Here is a 16525-nt window from a genome sequence, read left to right as displayed (position 1 = left end):
TATCCCCTGAGCGCCGGCTGAACCAGACCTGATGCCGGCTTCGTATGGCCAGAGAATTATCAACTTGCGTGGAGCGGCAAGCGCCATTCTTGCCTGCGGGGGGCGCGCTGTGCTCATTCCTGGCCCACAAGCCGAGTTTACTGCGGAGGCAGCCCCCCGACGCAAGGCCTCACCGGCTGCCTTCGAAACCCGCCAGGTACTTGCCCAGCAGTGCGTTGAGGGCCGCGTTCTCATCCGCGGAGAGAATGGAACTCAGCTGCGCCTGGGTTGCGACATGTGCTGTGACAGCAGCCTCGATTGTCGCAAATCCACGCTCGGTCAGTGAAATGATGAAACTGCGGCGATCTTCGGGGTTATGGGTGCGCTCGACGAGGCCCGTCTTCTCGAGCTGGTCGATGCGGTTCGTCAGCGTGCCCGAGGTGATCATCATCGTCGCCAGCAGATCTCCCGGCGACAGTCTATAGGGAGGGCCGGAGCGCCGCAGTGTCGCCAGCACGTCGAAACTTGCGCTGTTGAGGCCATGCTCGGTGAAGGTCTTCTCCATCTCACGGCCGAGATGCTGCGAGAGCCGCTTCATGCGGCCGAACAACCCCATCGGCGTGACATCGAGGTCCGGTCTTTCCCGGTTCCACTGCGCGAGAATTCCGTCGACATGGTCCATGCCGCCATCGTTGCGACCAAATATCTTGACGTCAAGATATTTGTCATTATCTTGACGTCAAGATAATGAGCGAGACCGCCATCATGGCCCGGAATGCCGACTTGCTGCTGACCGCGATCGCCCCAGCTATCTGGGGCAGCACCTATCTGGTGACGACGGAGTTCCTGCCGCAGGGCTACCCACTGACCGTGTCGATGCTGCGTGCGCTCCCGGCTGGCCTCCTGCTGCTGCTCGCCGTCCGGCAATTGCCGCAGGGAATCTGGTGGGGACGGGTTCTCCTCCTCGGCGCGCTCAATTTCTCGCTGTTCTGGTGGATGCTGTTCATCGCAGCCTATCGGCTGCCGGGCGGTGTCGCGGCGACCGTAGGGGCGATCCAGCCGCTCGTCGTCCTGCTCCTCGCGCGTCTGCTGCTCGGTTTCGCCATCCGCCCGCTCGCCATCGTCGCGGCCATCGCCGGCATGGCAGGTGTCGCGCTGCTGATTCTGACGCCGCAGGCTGCGCTCGATCCGCTCGGCATCGCCGCTGGTCTCGCCAGTGCGCTGTCGATGGCGGCGGGCACGGTCCTGAGCCGGCGCTGGCAGCCGCCGGTCTCGCCACTGACCTTCACCGCCTGGCAGCTGACCGCGGGAGGAGCCCTGCTGCTGCCAGTGGTCCTCTGGCTCGAACCCGCACCGCCGACGCTGACCGGCACGAACATCCTCGGCCTTGCCTATCTCGGGCTGATGGGCGCTGCCCTGACCTATATCCTCTGGTTTCGCGGCATTGCCCGGCTGGGTCCCTCGACGGTCTCGCCGCTCGGCTTTCTCAGCCCGGTGACGGCTGTCATGCTCGGCTGGTCGGTGCTCGGCCAATCGCTCAGCCCTGCCCAGATCGCCGGCATGGCGATCGTCCTCGGCAGCGTCTGGCTGAGCCAGCGCGCTCAGCAGACTGTGCCGGCCAGCGCTCCCACGGTGGCGAAACCCCGGGAGGCGTGACGGGGCACGCCTCCTCGCGCGTGTCGTCGGTTATCCCTGAAACAGCTCTTCGTAGGCGAACAGTCCCTGATGGCCGCCGGTGTGCCAGAACACCACTGTCTCGTCGGGCCTGAACGCGCCACGCCGCACCAGCGAAAACAGCCCGGCCATAGCCTTGCCGGTATAGACGGGATCCAGAAGGATGCCCTCGAGGCGCGCGACACTGGTCACGGCTTCGAGCATCGCCGTCGTCGGCTGGCCGTAGCCGGGCCCGATCTGCGTTGCGTCGATCGTGATCGAGACATCGGCGACGCTCTGGCTCCCAGCAAGCGCGAGCGTGTCGCGCGCAAGGCCGGCGACGATACCGCGGGCCTCTTCGGCCTGCCGCGAGACGCTGATGCCGTGGACGGCGCAAGCGAGGCCCAACGTCTGCACACCTGCAACGATGCCGGCATGAGTGCCACCGCTGCCGGTCGCCAGCACGATATGGTCGATCTGTCGGCCTGCGGCCTTGGCCTGCCCGGCGAGTTCGACCAGCGCATCATGATAGGCGAGGCCGCCCAGTGCATTGGAGCCGCCGATCGGGATGAAATAGGGCCGTCGGCCCTGCGCACGCAGCGCAGCCAGGTTCTGTTCGAGCGCCTCCATGGCGTCCTGCTCGGCGGTCAGGATGCGAATATCGGCGCCGAGCAATCGGTCGAGCAGGATATTGCCGTTGGCCCGGTAGCTCGCGCTGCGTCCGCTGATCTTGTCGGTCAGGAGCAGAACGCAGCCGAGGCCGTTCCTGGCGGCGGCCGCAGCCGTCTGCCGCGCATGATTGGACTGGATGGCCCCGAGCGTGACCAGCGTATCGGCCCCCTGCTGCAGCGCTTCGCCGACGAGATATTCGAGCTTGCGCGCCTTGTTGCCGCCGCCGGCAAGGCCCGTGCAGTCGTCCCGCTTGATCCAGATCGAGGGAGCGGGGCCATGGCGCCCGAGTTCCCGCGACAGCCGGGGCAGTTCCTCGAAGGGGGTCGGCAGGATCGAAAGCGGAGCCCGGCTCCGCTCAGCCAATGACCAGGGCTTGTTCATGTCGATTGTTCCTCACCGAGACCGGCGCAGTGGCGCTGCGGCCCACCATAGCGGCGGGTTGGAAAAAGGCAGCCGCGCCAGGGCGGGACAGCCATGCGCCTGGCTGTCACATCCTCCTCGAAATTCGCGGATCGAGCTTGTCGCGCAGCCCGTCGCCGAGCAGGTTGACCGCGAGCACCACCAGCGCCAGCGCGATCGCCGGACAAAAGATCGTCCAGGGCGCGCGCGCCAGGTAGAGTCTGCTGGAGGCGATCATGTTGCCCCAGCTCGGCGTTTCCGGCGGCACGCCGGCGCCGAGGAATGACAGCGACGCTTCCACCAGGATTGCCGATGCGCAGATATAGGTCGCCTGCACGATCAGGGGCGCGATGGTGCTCGGCATGATGTGAAGCACCAGAATCCGCGGCGTCCGCGCCCCACAGGCGATCACCGCCTCAACGAAAGGCAGCTCGCGGACACTGAGCACGATCGAGCGCACGAGCCTGACCACGCGAGGCAGTTCCGGAATGGCGATGGCGGCAATGACGATTCCGATGCTGCCCTGGTTGAGGGCGACCAGCGCGATCGCAAGCAGGATCGCTGGAATCGCCATCAGCCCGTCCATCAGGCGCATGACCGGGGTCTCGATCCAGCGGTAATAGCCGGCCATCAGGCCGATAAGAAGCCCGGCGCTGATCGAGATCGTCGCGACGGTGAGGCCGACGATCAGTGAGACGCGTGCTCCGTAGACGGTGCGGGCGAAGACATCCTGGCCGAGATGGTCGGTGCCGAACCAGAACTGCGCGGATGGCGGCAGCAGCCGGCGTGTTGGCGCCTTCAGCATCGGGTCGCCGGCGAGCAGTGGCGCGAAGATCGCGATCGCGACGAAGAAGATCAGGATGGCGCCGCCCAGCAGCATCGTCGGGTTGCGCCGGGCGAAGCGCCTGAACCGGGCGCCGAGACTGCGCGGCGCAGGGCTGAGGGTGGAAGGGGCGGTATGGGCCGTGATCACGCTCATCGCTTCGCTCTCTCAGTACCGGATCCGGGGATCGATCAGCGAATAGGAGAGATCGACGAGCAGATTGACCAGGACATAGATGCCGGAGAACAGCAGGATCACGCCCTGGATGATCGGATAGTCGCGCTTCGAGATGGCATCGACAACGAGCCGTCCGATGCCGGGTATGTTGAACACAGTCTCCGTGATGACGACGCCGCCGATGAGAAGCGCGACGCCTATGCCGATCACCGTGATGATCGGTACGCCGGCGTTCTTGAGCGCATGCTTCATCAGCATCGTCTTCGTCGTGACACCTTTGGCCTTTGCCGTCCGGATATAGTCTTCCTCGAGCACCTCCAGCATCGAAGCGCGCGTCATGCGCGCGATCAGCGCGATATAGGCGAGGCCGAGCGTGACGGTCGGCAGGATTAGGTGGAGCAGCCACGGCCCCACGCCATCGGCGAGCGGCTTGTAGCCCTGGACGGGAAGCCAGCGCAGCTCGATAGCGAAGATGTAGATCAGGCCGTAGCCCACGACGAAGGCCGGCATTGAGAATCCGAGCACGGAGAAGCCCATCAGGGCACGGTCAACCAGGCTTCCGACCCTCCAGGCCGCGATCACACCGAGGCTGACCGCGATGCTGACGGCGAAGAGCATGGTCAGCAGCGCGAGCGAAAGCGTCGGCTCCAGTCGTTGGAGGATCAGCCTGCTGACTGGCGTGTTCGAAAAGATCGAAACCCCGAGATCTCCGCTCAGCACGCGTGCGGCCCAACGCCAGAATTGTACCAGCAGCGGATCGTCGAGCCCGAGCCGCTGACGGATGGCGACGATCTGCTGGGGCGTCGCGTAATCGCCGGCGATGATCGCGGCTGGATCGCCGGCCGAGAAATGCAGCAACAGGAAGACGAAGATACCGACGAGCGTCATCACCAGCAGGGTTTGGGCCAGCCGTTGGGCGATGTAACTGAGCATGGGGTCGATCGTCCTCCTTCAGCCTAAGCAGGCCGGTCGCGCCGCGCGCCGGCTGCGCCGTCCACCAGCCCGCCGGAATGGTCCGACGCCGGCCGGGGCGGAGCCCGGCCGGCGGAGGCGGCTACCCCTTCTTGACATTCCAGAACGGGATCAGCTCCGGCATGCCGATCAGCCCGGTGAGATTGCGCAGGGCCGCGGGCTGGAACCATTGCCCGTAATACATGTGCGGCACGAAATCCCACGCGTTCTGCTGCATGTCGCGCGCGATCTGCCGGCGTTCGGCATCATTCGAGGCGGCCGCCCATTTGTCGCGGAAGGCTTCGTGCTTCTCGTCGGTCGGCCAGCCGAACCAGCCCTTCTCGCCATTGGCGGCATGGCCGCTGAGCGCCACGGGATTGCCGAAGGCATTGACCGAACCCGAGGTGAAGAAGACGTTCCAGCCGCCCTGGTCCGGGGGGCTCTTGACGGCACGCCGCGTGATGACCGCGCCCCAGTCCGAGGCCTGCAGCGACACGTTGAAGCCAGCCTGGCGCATCCACTGCGCGATCAGGTTCGCGGCATTGTTCATATAGGCGATGTTGGTAGCGTGCAGCACGACGACGGGGCGGCCGTCATAGCCGGATTCCTTGACGAGCTGCTTGGCCTTCTCGATGTTCTGGCCGCCCTTGAACCAGTCGATATTGGCGTCATTCTCCATCGGCGTGCCCATGCCGAACAGCGAAGAGCAGCCCTTGAAGTATTTCTCGTCGCCGAAGGTCGCCTTCATCACCTCGGTCGGGTGAATCAGGTAGAGCATCGCCTGGCGGGCCTTGACGTTGTTGAACGGCGGGTGGAGCCAGTTGACGCGAGCCCAGCCGAGCTGGCCCTGTTTGTTCAGGACCTCGAGCTTGATCTCTTTCTCGCCCTCCAGCGAGGACAGCAGATCGACATTCGGGTACTCGATCATGTCGATCTCGCCGGCGCGGATGGCAGCGATCGCCGTCGCCTCGTCCGCGATGTTCTCGTAGACGACGCGGTCGACATTCACGACCTTGCCGCCGGAGGTGAAGACGGCCGGCTCCGAACGCGGCACATAGTTCGGGTTCTTGTCGTAGACGTAGCGCTGGCCCTGGACGACGGCGTCCTGGTTCATGACGAACGGGCCTGAGCCGATGATCGTCTGGATCTGCTGCATCGGGTCGGTCTGCGCTTCCTTCTCGCGCATGATGTAGCAGGCATTGGTCGCCGCCTTGGCGAGCCAATCGACAGCCAGGCTGTAGGGTTCCTTCATCACGATCTGGAAGGTCTTGTCGTCCTTGATCGGCGTATCGGCGAGGCGAGCCATCATGTGCTGGCCGCCGCCGTCGCGCGCGCCCCAGCGCCGGATCGAGGCGACGCAGTCGCGCGCCGTCACCGGCGTGCCGTCGGTGAAGCGCAATCCGTCACGGAGTTCGAAATTATAGGTCTTGCGATCGTCCGAAAGGCTCCATTTCGAGACCATCTGCGGCTTGGCGTCGAATTTGTCGTCGACCCCGAACAGCGTGTCGTAGACCATGGCAGCATGGTAGGAGGTCATGTTCGCGGTCGTCCAGACCGGGTCGAAGACGCGAAGATCGCCATGCAGCACGGCGCGGACGGTGCGTGAGACGGGTGGGGTGGTCTGGGCCCTCAGGCGGGCGGGCGCGGCGGTCAGTGCTCCAGCGGCGAGACTGCCCTGGACGAATCTGCGGCGTGTGGTCGTCATGTCTCTCTCCCTCCAAGAGATGCTGAATGACCGCGAGCATTCGCTTCGTCTGGCCACCCTCGGTGATCAAATCACGGTCAAGTCTCCATCCACGTGGCCAGGCTCAGACGACGATGCGGCCGGGCGGCAGCGGGTCGTGAGGCCAGAGCGGCCGGGCGATCTTGCGATAGGGGTATTTGCGCACGTCGAGATGCGAAGGGCCGCCGCCGTCGGTGTAGATCACCGCACTGGCGATCGGCCCATAGGCGGCATGGAAATGGTTGGTCGACTTGACGCTGACGATGCGCTTCTGCGTCGGGTCGATGCCGACGCTGGTAAAAATCTCGAGCCCCAGCGCCTGCGTGCGATGCGATAAGAGCGCGACGTCGATGCCGTCGATGCGGATGCCGACGGCATTGCCGATCGGGACCTTGGCTGTGCCGAAGCTCTGGGTGCCGTTGCGGATGGCTCCGAGCACGGTGACGTCGCCGTCGACCGGCTTGCCCGAGGTCGAGGCGGCCTTGCCGCCGAAGCGCAGCGGGATGGTGGCGCCGACACCGGCGGTCAGGCAGAATTCGACGGCGACAGGGTCCCAGACCGGACCGATCGCCGCATCGCGAATACCCCGTTCGCGCAGGCGGTGGATGATGTTGGTATTGTCGGACGCCGCACCCCCTCCGGCATTGTCGGTCGAATCTGCAATCACGCTCGGGCCGTTGGCAGAACTGCCGAGAGCCCGGTCAAGCGCTTCGTCGAGCGGGACCACCGGCGGAGCGAATTGCCCCTTCAGGGAGCGGAACTCCTCGCCGAGCCGCGCGGCGAGCGCATCTCCGGCGGCCTTGGCATTGTCGGTGACGACCAGGACCCGCGTGCCGATCTCCGGCACGTCGCCTTGCTGGAAACCGTGAGCGAGCGAGACCGAAAGCACGGCGTCCTTGCCCTCGAGTGCGCTCATCCGGTCGACGAAGGAGCGCCCGGGCTCACGCGTGGTCGGCACCAGCTCGATCATCCGGCAGTCATAGAGCGACATCACCGGCTTGATCGTGCCACGGATCGTCGCAAGGATGATGTCGACCAATTCCTCGGCCCGCTCGACGAAGTCGATATGCGGGTATTCCTTGTAGAGGATGATGGCGTCCGCCAGCCGCACGCGCTTTTCGGTCAGGTGGCAATGCGGATCGAGCTCGACACCGATCGGCACCTTCGGGCCGACGATGGCGCGGACATGTTCTAGAATGTCGCCCTCGCAATCGTCATAGCCATGCGCGACCATGGCCCCGTGCAGCCCGAGCAGGACGCCGTCGACCGGCATTGCGGCGTTGAGTTGGCCGAGGATCTCGTCCCGCATCTCCTCGTAATCGGCCTGGGCACAGGTTCCCGAGGGCTCGGCCCAGAAGCAGGAACCTTCGATCAGCGTGAAACCGTCTCGCTCTGCCCGCTGGCGCGCCACGTAAAGTGGCGCGGTGCAATGCGTCGCCCGGTCGGGATGCTGACCTGCGGGAAAATAGGCCGATGCCTCGAAATTCGCGCGGGATGTCGGGATAGGCGAAAACGTATTCGTCTCGGTAGCAAGCGACGCGGCGAACAGACGCATAATCAGAGCCTTCCCGTTTCGTGCGGAGGCAAGCTCCGACGTCAGCAATGCGCCTGTCAAGCTGCGTCGCAGCAAGAAATCCTGCTTTGTGATGCTCGCAATCCCGGAGCTGAGGTCAATGGCCATTGACGACGGCAATGGGGGCATTCGTCATTCTACATCCTATCCGCGCAAATCCACTTTTCCCGGTCATCAGGGGTGTAGGAGAATCCCGCCGGCCGCGTGAAGCTTGGGCCCCCGGATACCGCCCATCATGTCGCTGCGGGCCGCTGTGGCCGTCGGCCCGCCTGCGCTTTGGACGACTTCGGGCCACACCGCGTTGGAACCGCCGGCCGTCGGCGGCGTTAGCCAGCAAGACGGGTCGCGAGGATTTGCCCCATGAACAGCACTCGAATTGGCGGGCTGCTCAGCATTGGCCTGAGCACCTTTGTTCTTGTGACACCCGCTCACTCTGCCGGGTTCTTCGATGAACTGGCCCGAGCCGTGTTCGGGAGACCGCCTCCGCAGGTTTACCCGACTGGGCCTGAACCGCTCGATGTGACCGTTCGGCCGACGCGTCGTTCGCATCAGCGGAAAGCCGTCGTATCCAGGCCGACGCCTCCAGTCGTAAAGCTCGATCCGGCCACCGATCACTATTGGTACCTGGACGACCCGACCCTGCGCCGCGGCGATATCGTCGTTACGCGTTCGGACGTTCTGGTCTTTGAGGGGCGCGCCAGTCAAAACCACAGTGCCAGCGATTTTACTGCCCTCGGGAAGTCTCGCCTTGTATCCAGGTCCACCCAGCAGAGGGTCGAGGCGGCGGCGGGCGGTCGCAAGTTCGAGCCAGACCCCGGCCCACGAACCATCGCCGAGCGCGACCCTGCGAATTGATCCGCGGCGCATGGATCATTGCACGGCAGGCGGCCGCTCGCAGGGCGGCGTAACCCGTTGCTGCTTCGCGAGCTCGCTCTCACGATGCGCCCCGCATCGCGTTCGAGCGAGAAGTGCTGCTGATCCCCGCGGAGAGCGATATAATCAGCCCGATCGAGAGGAACCCGCCTGACCATATCTGCTGCTGACCGTTGAAATCCCCTGGAGGAGGACCCGGATCATGGCCGCCAAGGAGTTGAAGTTCTCGTCCGATGCCCGCGAGAGGATGCTGCGCGGTGTCGAAATCCTGGCCAACGCCGTCAAGGTCACGCTTGGTCCCAAGGGGCGCAACGTCGTGATCGAGAAGTCATTCGGTGCGCCCCGCATCACCAAGGATGGCGTCGCCGTCGCCAGGGAGATCGAACTTGCCGACAAGTTCGAGAACATGGGCGCAAGGATGGTGCGCGAGGTCGCTTCAAAGCAGCATGACGCCGCCGGCGACGGCACCACGACGGCAACTGTATTGGCCCACGCCATCGTCCGTGAGGGAGCCAAGGCCGTCGCCGCTGGCATGAACCCGATGGATCTGAAGCGCGGCATCGACATGGCGGTCGAGGCTGCGGTGGCAGATTTCAAGAAGAGGGCCAAGACGGTCACGGCCAATAGCGAGATCGCTCAGATCGGCACCATCTCGGCCAATGGCGACACCAAGATCGGGGCGATGATCGCCGCGGCGATGAAGAAGGTCGGCAACGAGGGTGTCATCACGGTCGAGGAGGCAAAATCGCTCGAGATCGAGCTCGATGTGGTCGAGGGCATGCGGTTCGATCGTGGCTATATTTCACCCTATTTCATCACAGATGCGGAGAAGATGCGGGCCGAGCTCGAAGACACCTATATCCTGATCCACGAGAAGAAACTCTCCTCGCTCCAGGCCATGTTGCCGCTGCTCGAGGCGGTGGTGCAAACCGGCAGGCCGCTGCTGATCATCGCCGAGGACGTGGAAGGGGAGGCTCTCGCCACGCTCGTGGTMAACAAGCTGCGGGGTGGCCTCAAGGTCGCGGCCGTCAAGGCTCCGGGCTTCGGCGATCGCCGCAAGGCCATGCTGGAGGATATTGCGATCCTCACTGGCGGAACCGCCATTTCCGATGATCTCGGCATCAAGCTCGAGACCGTMACGCTCCAAATGCTCGGCAGCGCCAAGAAAGTCATGATCGAGAAGGAAAGCACCACAATCGTTGACGGTGCCGGCAGGAAGAAGGAGATCGGCGCTCGCGTGGCACAGATCAAGGCGCAGATCGAGGAGACCAGCTCGGACTACGATCGTGAGAAGCTCCAGGAGCGTCTGGCCAAGCTCGCCGGTGGCGTTGCGGTCATCCGCGTCGGCGGCGCGACCGAGATCGAGGTCAAGGAGAAGAAGGATCGTGTCGACGATGCCATGCACGCGACCCGCGCGGCGGTCGAGGAAGGCATCCTGCCGGGGGGCGGCGTGGCGCTGCTGAGGGCGATGAAGGCCCTTGCCGCCGTCAAGCCCGCCAATGCCGACCAGAGAACCGGCGTCGAGATCGTGCGCCGCGCGCTGCAGGCTCCGGCCCGACAGATCGTCGAAAACGCCGGCGCCGACGGTGCGGTCATCGTCGGCAAGCTGATCGAGAAGGATGACTACAACCAGGGCTACAATGCCGCGACAGGGGAGTATCAGGATCTTGTGGCGAATGGGGTGATCGATCCGGCCAAGGTGGTGCGGACCGCCCTTCAGGATGCGGCGTCGATCGCCTCGCTGCTGATCATGACCGAGGCGATCATTGCCGAGCAGCCGAAGAAGGAAGCGCCGCAGGCGATGCCGGGCGGCATGGATTTCTGATGATTGATACGGGCGGACTCGATCGGGTGTCGCTTGCGAAGGAGATCCGGCTGGATCATTGGGGGTGTATCGCGCGCGCCAGCTCGGAGGTTTCTGGCGCTGTCTCTCACGTGCCACCACGGTGCGCCTGCTATTCGTGGGTCAGCTTCAGCGGGTGTACCGGCTTGTTTCGCCTCGCGCGCATTGCAACGGCGAGCCCTGGAATGAGATCGAGACGCCTATAGACACAAATGCCGGTCGCGACATTCCAGAGCACCATGGTCGCCGTGGTGGCCACTGCCGCGCCGATTGCGCCGTAGAGCGCGATTCCTATGGCGCAGGCTGCGACGTTCGCGGCGGCGCTCGCAACCATGATGACCGCGGCGGCGCGCTCATGACCGGTCATGGTCAGGAGGTTCTGATGCGGGCCGGCCGCCGCGGCAAAGACCTGACCGATCATCAGGATCTGAGCAACATGAACTGCGGCGACGAAATCCTTGCCAAACCATCGTAGCCCCGGCTCGAGCACCACCAGAAGCGGCACAGCCAGCATGACCGCCCCGACGAAGGACAACACGCTGGCGCGCGCGAACAGCGCCTGCAGGCCCAGCCGGTCCCCGCGCGCGTGAAGGTCCGCGATCGTGGGGGCAAATACGGTGCTCACGGCGACGCGCGGCAACAGGAGCAGCATCGCCACATTGAAACCGACCGCAAACGTACCAGCATCCCGGATGTTGCCGGTCCAGCCGAGCAGCATCACCCCCGTGCGGTTCATCAGGGTGTCGACGGCCGTCATGATCATGATGGGAAAGACGGCGGTCAACCAATAGCGCGGAGCGTAGGCCGAGCTCACGCCTCGCAGAGCAAGGGGCCAGAGCTGGCGCATGATCACGCAGACAACGCCCACCGTGACCGCCGAGCTGATCAACAGTGCAGCCATGACGAGCGCTGCGTCCAGCCGCCATGAAGCTGCGGTGGCGGCCAGGACGACAAGCACGAGCAAGAGGCCGTCACGGACGATGCGTTCCGGCAAAAGAGCCGAAACGATTCCGCCGAAAGCGCGTAGCAGCGTCGCACCGATCAGATACATCGTGACCAGCGGGACTGTGGCCATTCCGATCAGCAGGCTGATGCTGAGCTCCGAGTGCGGGCGAGCGGAGGAAACGGCCACGATTCCGGTGCCGATTCCGGCGAGAACGATGGCTGCCACGAGGGTCCAGCCCACGGCAAACTGAATCACACCACGCGCCAGAGACCACTCCCCCTTCGCACCATAGGCCGGCACGAACCGAAGCAGGGCAACATTGAAGCCGAGGGTCGCGCTGTAGGCCAGGAGGCTGACCCAGGCAAAGGCGTAGGAATATGTGCCATAGCTGGAAAGGCCGACCAGCCGGGCGATCTCGAACTGAGCAACGCTCGTAAGCCCTGCGCCGCCGACATAGACGACCAGAGCCCAAACGCTCCCGGATGAGAGCCGGTGAGCGAGGTCACTGCTGCCCTTCGAACCGGTTTCGCCGCTTGAGGGCGCGGCCGCGGGCTCAGATAGAGCGGTCGCAGTCGGCGCATTATCGCTGCGGGCCAGCCGGGTGGCGGTGGCGTAACCTGTCAACATCAGATCAATACCCAGCGTTGTGACTGTAATCGATCATGACCGACGCCAGCTCATGAAGCTGCGGATGTCTTTGAAATGGAAGCCGGCATCGTGCTCGGTATCGACCCAGGTCAGCACCGACGCCACTCGGGGAGCGCCATCGGCGTCGGGCCCCGGAGCGCCGCCGACCAGCCGTAGCGCACTCTGCGCCATTTCCCGGCCGGTCTGTGCCCAGCGCACCACGAGCAGTATCTGGTCGGCCCAGCCCGCCAGAAAACTCGCTTCCAGCCGATCGACCGCTGCGGGCCCATCGATCACGATGAAGTCGTAGGTCTCGCGGAACTGATCAAGCCAGTGCGGAACTTGCGGGTTTGCGAGGAAATGAAGCAGGTTGCCATCGAGTCGAGGCGGCGGAATGTAGTCGACCCCAAGCTCAGGAAGGTGCTCCACCGCATCGGCGATCGGTCGGCCGCGGCTCAGGACGTCGACGAGATCGACGCCGGGGGCGGCCGCGCGCGCCATCGTCACGATGTCCCGTTCAGGGAGCCCGCTTGGCTCGCCGAGGTCGATCAGGAGCACGCGCAGTCGAAGGCGCGCCGCCGAGAGGACAAGGCTCCGCGCGACCGTGGTCTTGCCTTCGCCCGGAAGGGCGGAGCTGACAAGGATGATCTTCGACGCGAAGCTGCCGGAGCCCCTTGGCAACACGGAGATCAGCAATGAGCGGATTGACCGCGCATAGACTGATTGAGGCTGCTGCCGCAGCAGATCCTCGATCCGCTTTGCGTGCCGGAGCGTGACCCGCGGGACCTGCCCGAGGCAAGGAACGGCCAGAGCTTCGGCGGCTTCATCCGTGCTGCGAAGAGTGTGATCAAGTCTGTCGATGCCGAGCGCAAGCAGCACGCCCATGATGCCGAAGACCATCACGCCAGGCGGAATGAGGAAGGCCGGGTGAATCGAACTTGGCCTTTCCGGCGGCCACGCCGACGCCATGACCCGGACGTCCGGCTGAATGAGCTGGACCTGTTCGTTTGCCTGCTGCTGACGGCTCAGAAGGGCATCATAGAGCTGGGCCACTGCGGCCGCCTGACGCTCGAGAGCCCGCAAACCGGACATGCTGGCCGCGGTTTCGGTCGCCGCCGCCTTCAGGGACTGCAGCCGCTCCTCGATTGATCTGGCCTGAGCCTGGAGAATGCGACCGTCGGTCTCTACCTGGCTGAACGCCTGATCGATCGCCTGCTCTGTCGCACGGTCCGCTTTCCGGCGCGGCTCCGGCTGAGGCTCCTGACCGACTGTCGCTGGTGCTGCTTCGTTATGGGCGAACTCGGCCAGGCTCGCTGATCCCAGTGCATCCGCAAGGGCGGAGGTGGGTGCGCCGCGCTGGCGCAAGTCGTTGAACCGGTTCAGCCGTTGTTGCGTCGCGGCGAAATCGGACTTGGCCAGGGCCAATTGCCGGGCCAGCTGTGCGATCTGCTGGCCGGTTACATCAGGGGTGCCATCGACCGCTGCGCCATGGAGCAAGCGGTAGGCCTGCAGCTCCTCTTCGGCACGCGCCACCTCCAGCCTCATTTCGGGAACGCGCTTGGCGAGCCAGACCACAAGCTGCTCCGCGTCGGTGCGCTTTCGTTGCGCAATATCCTCGATGTAGACATTCGCGACGGTGTTCGCGATCTCGGCTGCACGTCCCGGATCGGAATCCGTTGCAACAACTGACAAGACTCTCGAACGTCGCTCTTGGCCGATCTTTACGGAGCGCTTCAACTGCTGGGCCAGCGCGCTTTCGTTACTGTCAGGGGAGTGGCTGTCAGCGCTACGCCGAAACGGCTGCGTGAGAAACGACCAAGCGGCACCGAGCCCATCCTGGACACGGTGCAGCCAGGAGTCCGGTTGCTTCCCTGCCGCCACCACTTCCTCATGGGCAAGAAGGAGCGCGGAAGCGACCCGTCGCAGATGCGCATCGGACGAAAGCACGGCCAAGTGCGTGTCGATCGCCGCATCGTCGATGGCTTGGGAGGCCTGGGATGTGCCACTCGACCCTTCCGAGGCTCGATCGACCACGATTTGCGTCGTTGCCGTATAGGTGGGCGACATGATCAGGCCAACGATCGCGACCCCTCCGCCGCCGAGGAGCATCATTGCAAGGATCAAACCCCGCCGCCTCGACAGCGCGTGGACGATCCGCTGGAATGGCAGCGGCCCTGGCGCCGATCCAATGATCGGTCTGGTTATCCGCGTCGTCGGTTCGAGTGGCGGCAGATCCGAAGGTCGTGCCGTCGCGATGAACCGCTGGCCCTTGCCGGTCAACGCTTCCATCGTCAGCTCCCCTGCAATGCGAGGTCGAATTCACCGACCGGTGTGGTGGCCGGCGGACCTGCGCCCTCGTCGAGCCAGGCCTGGAGCATCAGCACAGCCCAAAGCGCAAGCGAATGGTCGCGGCGGCCGCTCAGATGCTCCGCCCAGCACGCCTGGACCGCCGCCACGTCGAGAAGATCGTGGCGCCGCAGCCGCGATTCGGTCAGCAGGTCGGCCGCCCAGGCCCGTAGCGGCCCCTTCAGCCAGGCACCGACAGGCACGTCGAAGCCCTGCTTGGGGCGTTCGAACAGGTGCCGGGGCAAGTAGCGCGCAAGAACCTGTCGCAAGATCCACTTGCCCTGGCCGTGGCGGACCTTGACCGCTGTCGGCAGGCGCCAGGCGAATTCGACAACGCGATGATCCAAAAGCGGACAGCGGGCTTCCAGGCTCGTCGCCATGCTTGCCCGGTCGAGCTTCACCAGAATGTCGCTCGTCAGATATCCAGTCATGTCCCGAAAGATCAGTTGCGACACCAGATCGTCGAGGACGGGAGCATCGGGCTCGGCAGCTTCGGCGTCGCGCGCCAGGGTTAGCTCCGAGACACGTGTCAGCCGCCGGTAGATTTCCTGGTCTCCGTTCGCGGCGAAGAGATCGGAAAGACGCCTCAGGCGGTCGCCGCGCAGCGAACGCCTCAGCCGGTCCGGCACCGGCAGCCGATTGACGAATTCCTCGCTGGCGCCATTCGCCAGGTGAACCAGGAAATCTGCAGCGGTGCGGCGGAGAATGGGGGGCAGGCCAAGCAGGGAAGCCAGCCGCACCGCAAGAAAATGCCTGGAGTAGCCGGCAAAGCATTCATCGCCACCATCGCCCGACAGAGCCACGGTCACATCAGTGCGAGCGAGACGGGAGACGAGCAGGGTCGGGATTTGCGACCAGTCGGCGAATGGCTCGTCCCAGATGCGTGGCAATTCGGGGATGACCTCGCGAGCCTCCGCTGGCGTCAGATGCAGCTCCGTATGATCTGTCCCGAGGTGCCGGGCGATACGCCCGGCCTCGACCGACTCGTCATAGCCTCGTTCGCGAAATGCAATCGTGAACGTGCGCACCGGCCTGTCGGACTGGGCCTGCATCAGCGCGACGACGGTCGAGCTGTCGATTCCTCCGGAGAGGAATGCGCCGAGCGGAACGTCGGCGACCATCCGCTCGCGCACGGCGAGACGAAGCAGTTCGTCAAGCTCCGCGACCAGTGCGACATCGTTGGAAACGAACGGATTCTTCCGCCCCTCTTCGGCCACGGCAGCCAGGGACCACCATTGGTGGATCCTCGACTTGAGAGTTGCTGTGTCGGGAGCGTCGGCGATCTCGTCGGCGCTCACCGACAGCATGGCTCCAGGGGGCAGCTTGAACACATCGTGCCAGATGCAGCACCGATCCGGCATCGTGCCGCGCGCCAGCATGGCGGCCACAGCCTCTCGATCGATCCGGGCTTGAAAGCCCGGAAAGGTGCGAATTGCCTTCAGCTCGGAGGCAAACACAAGGGCACGTCCGATGCGCGCGATGTAGAGTGGCTTCTTCCCCATCCGATCTCGGACCAGATGGAGAACACGCGCCCTTCGGTCCCAGAGGCCGAGTGCGAACATGCCGGTGAAGCGCTGGAGCGCCCTCTCCAGACCCCAGCTTTCGATCGCGCCGAGCATCACCTCGGTGTCGCTGCCACCACGGAAGCTATGCCCGAGATCTTCGAGTTCGCGGCGCAGGGTATGGAAATTGTAGACCTCGCCGTTGAAGGTCATGACCAGCCGTCCGCTGTGGGAAAGCATCGGCTGGTGACCGCCCTCGGTCAGGTCGACGATTGCGAGGCGTCGATGACCCAGTGCGACGCCTGCCTCACGGTCACTCCAAAACCCGTCGCTGTCCGGCCCACGATGGCGAATGGAAGCCGTCATCGGCTTGATCGCACCCAGTAACCCGGGGTCCGCAGCGTCGGGGGGCAGAATGATACCCGCAATCCCGCACAT

Annotated in this window: 12 protein-coding genes; 3 read left to right on the top strand and 9 right to left on the bottom strand. The window is 64.7% G+C overall.

Annotated features, from left to right (window positions below):
* Positions 1-169: 169 nt before the first annotated feature.
* Complete coding sequence (locus AC1DIO_RS27430) at positions 170-661, bottom strand: MarR family winged helix-turn-helix transcriptional regulator (RefSeq protein WP_441504906.1); 492 nt, start codon at positions 659-661, stop codon at positions 170-172.
* 83 nt (positions 662-744) lie between these two features.
* On the opposite strand from AC1DIO_RS27430, the gene AC1DIO_RS27425 reads away from it, so the two are divergent.
* Positions 745-1635, top strand: coding sequence for an EamA family transporter (locus AC1DIO_RS27425; RefSeq protein ID WP_441505116.1), 891 nt, complete (start codon positions 745-747; stop codon positions 1633-1635).
* 30 nt (positions 1636-1665) lie between these two features.
* Here AC1DIO_RS27425 and AC1DIO_RS27420 read toward each other — a convergent pair whose 3' ends face one another.
* The 5 genes from AC1DIO_RS27420 to AC1DIO_RS27400 form a co-directional block, all read right to left on the bottom strand.
* On the bottom strand, positions 1666-2685 hold the full coding sequence (locus tag AC1DIO_RS27420) for a D-cysteine desulfhydrase family protein (protein WP_441504905.1): 1020 nt from the start codon (positions 2683-2685) through the stop codon (positions 1666-1668).
* Positions 2686-2791: 106 nt separating this feature from the next.
* Positions 2792-3682, bottom strand: a complete 891-nt coding sequence (locus AC1DIO_RS27415; RefSeq protein WP_441490637.1) for an ABC transporter permease — start codon at positions 3680-3682, stop codon at positions 2792-2794.
* A 12-nt stretch (positions 3683-3694) separates the two neighbouring features.
* Positions 3695-4636: an ABC transporter permease gene (locus tag AC1DIO_RS27410; RefSeq protein ID WP_441490638.1), complete on the bottom strand. Its 942-nt coding sequence runs from the start codon at positions 4634-4636 to the stop codon at positions 3695-3697.
* A 121-nt stretch (positions 4637-4757) separates the two neighbouring features.
* Positions 4758-6359, bottom strand: coding sequence for an ABC transporter substrate-binding protein (locus AC1DIO_RS27405; RefSeq protein ID WP_441490639.1), 1602 nt, complete (start codon positions 6357-6359; stop codon positions 4758-4760).
* A 103-nt stretch (positions 6360-6462) separates the two neighbouring features.
* Positions 6463-7932, bottom strand: coding sequence for a M81 family metallopeptidase (locus AC1DIO_RS27400; protein ID WP_441490640.1), 1470 nt, complete (start codon positions 7930-7932; stop codon positions 6463-6465).
* A 378-nt stretch (positions 7933-8310) separates the two neighbouring features.
* Here AC1DIO_RS27400 and AC1DIO_RS27395 point away from each other — a divergent pair, with 378 nt between their 5' ends.
* Positions 8311-8805 (top strand): hypothetical protein, encoded by a 495-nt coding sequence (locus AC1DIO_RS27395; protein ID WP_441490641.1) that lies wholly within the window; start codon positions 8311-8313, stop codon positions 8803-8805.
* Between the two features lie 220 nt (positions 8806-9025).
* Complete coding sequence (gene groL / locus AC1DIO_RS27390) at positions 9026-10648, top strand: chaperonin GroEL (RefSeq protein WP_441504904.1); 1623 nt, start codon at positions 9026-9028, stop codon at positions 10646-10648.
* A 130-nt stretch (positions 10649-10778) separates the two neighbouring features.
* Here the strand turns inward: groL and AC1DIO_RS27385 are convergent, their stop codons facing one another.
* The 3 genes from AC1DIO_RS27385 to asnB are packed head-to-tail and all read right to left on the bottom strand — an operon-like array spanning position 10779 to position 16525.
* The gene (locus AC1DIO_RS27385) at positions 10779-12239 is read right to left on the bottom strand and encodes a lipopolysaccharide biosynthesis protein (protein WP_441504903.1); all 1461 of its coding nucleotides are present in this window, start codon (positions 12237-12239) and stop codon (positions 10779-10781) included.
* Between the two features lie 33 nt (positions 12240-12272).
* Positions 12273-14528 carry a GumC family protein gene (locus tag AC1DIO_RS27380; RefSeq protein WP_441504902.1) on the bottom strand — a complete coding sequence of 752 codons (2256 nt, stop codon included), beginning with the start codon at positions 14526-14528 and terminating at the stop codon, positions 12273-12275.
* A 2-nt stretch (positions 14529-14530) separates the two neighbouring features.
* On the bottom strand, positions 14531-16525 hold the full coding sequence (gene asnB, locus AC1DIO_RS27375; protein ID WP_441504901.1) for an asparagine synthase (glutamine-hydrolyzing): 1995 nt from the start codon (positions 16523-16525) through the stop codon (positions 14531-14533).

It is taken from the genome of Allobosea sp. 05T439 (assembly GCF_056396005.1).
This window is presented reverse-complemented; position numbering and strand designations above follow the sequence as displayed.

Excerpts from the sequence above, each read along its gene's own strand:
- AC1DIO_RS27430 (WP_441504906.1), bottom strand. The coding sequence starts at position 661 with ATGGACCATGTCGACGGAATTCTCGCGCAGTGGAACCGGGAAAGACCG.
- AC1DIO_RS27425 (WP_441505116.1), top strand. The coding sequence starts at position 745 with ATGGCCCGGAATGCCGACTTGCTGCTGACCGCGATCGCCCCAGCTATC.
- AC1DIO_RS27420 (WP_441504905.1), bottom strand. The coding sequence starts at position 2,685 with ATGAACAAGCCCTGGTCATTGGCTGAGCGGAGCCGGGCTCCGCTTTCG.
- AC1DIO_RS27415 (WP_441490637.1), bottom strand. The coding sequence starts at position 3,682 with ATGAGCGTGATCACGGCCCATACCGCCCCTTCCACCCTCAGCCCTGCG.
- AC1DIO_RS27410 (WP_441490638.1), bottom strand. The coding sequence starts at position 4,636 with ATGCTCAGTTACATCGCCCAACGGCTGGCCCAAACCCTGCTGGTGATG.
- AC1DIO_RS27405 (WP_441490639.1), bottom strand. The coding sequence starts at position 6,359 with ATGACGACCACACGCCGCAGATTCGTCCAGGGCAGTCTCGCCGCTGGA.
- AC1DIO_RS27400 (WP_441490640.1), bottom strand. The coding sequence starts at position 7,932 with ATGCGTCTGTTCGCCGCGTCGCTTGCTACCGAGACGAATACGTTTTCG.
- AC1DIO_RS27395 (WP_441490641.1), top strand. The coding sequence starts at position 8,311 with ATGAACAGCACTCGAATTGGCGGGCTGCTCAGCATTGGCCTGAGCACC.
- AC1DIO_RS27385 (WP_441504903.1), bottom strand. The coding sequence starts at position 12,239 with ATGTTGACAGGTTACGCCACCGCCACCCGGCTGGCCCGCAGCGATAAT.
- AC1DIO_RS27380 (WP_441504902.1), bottom strand. The coding sequence starts at position 14,528 with ATGGAAGCGTTGACCGGCAAGGGCCAGCGGTTCATCGCGACGGCACGA.
- asnB (WP_441504901.1), bottom strand. The coding sequence starts at position 16,525 with ATGTGCGGGATTGCGGGTATCATTCTGCCCCCCGACGCTGCGGACCCC.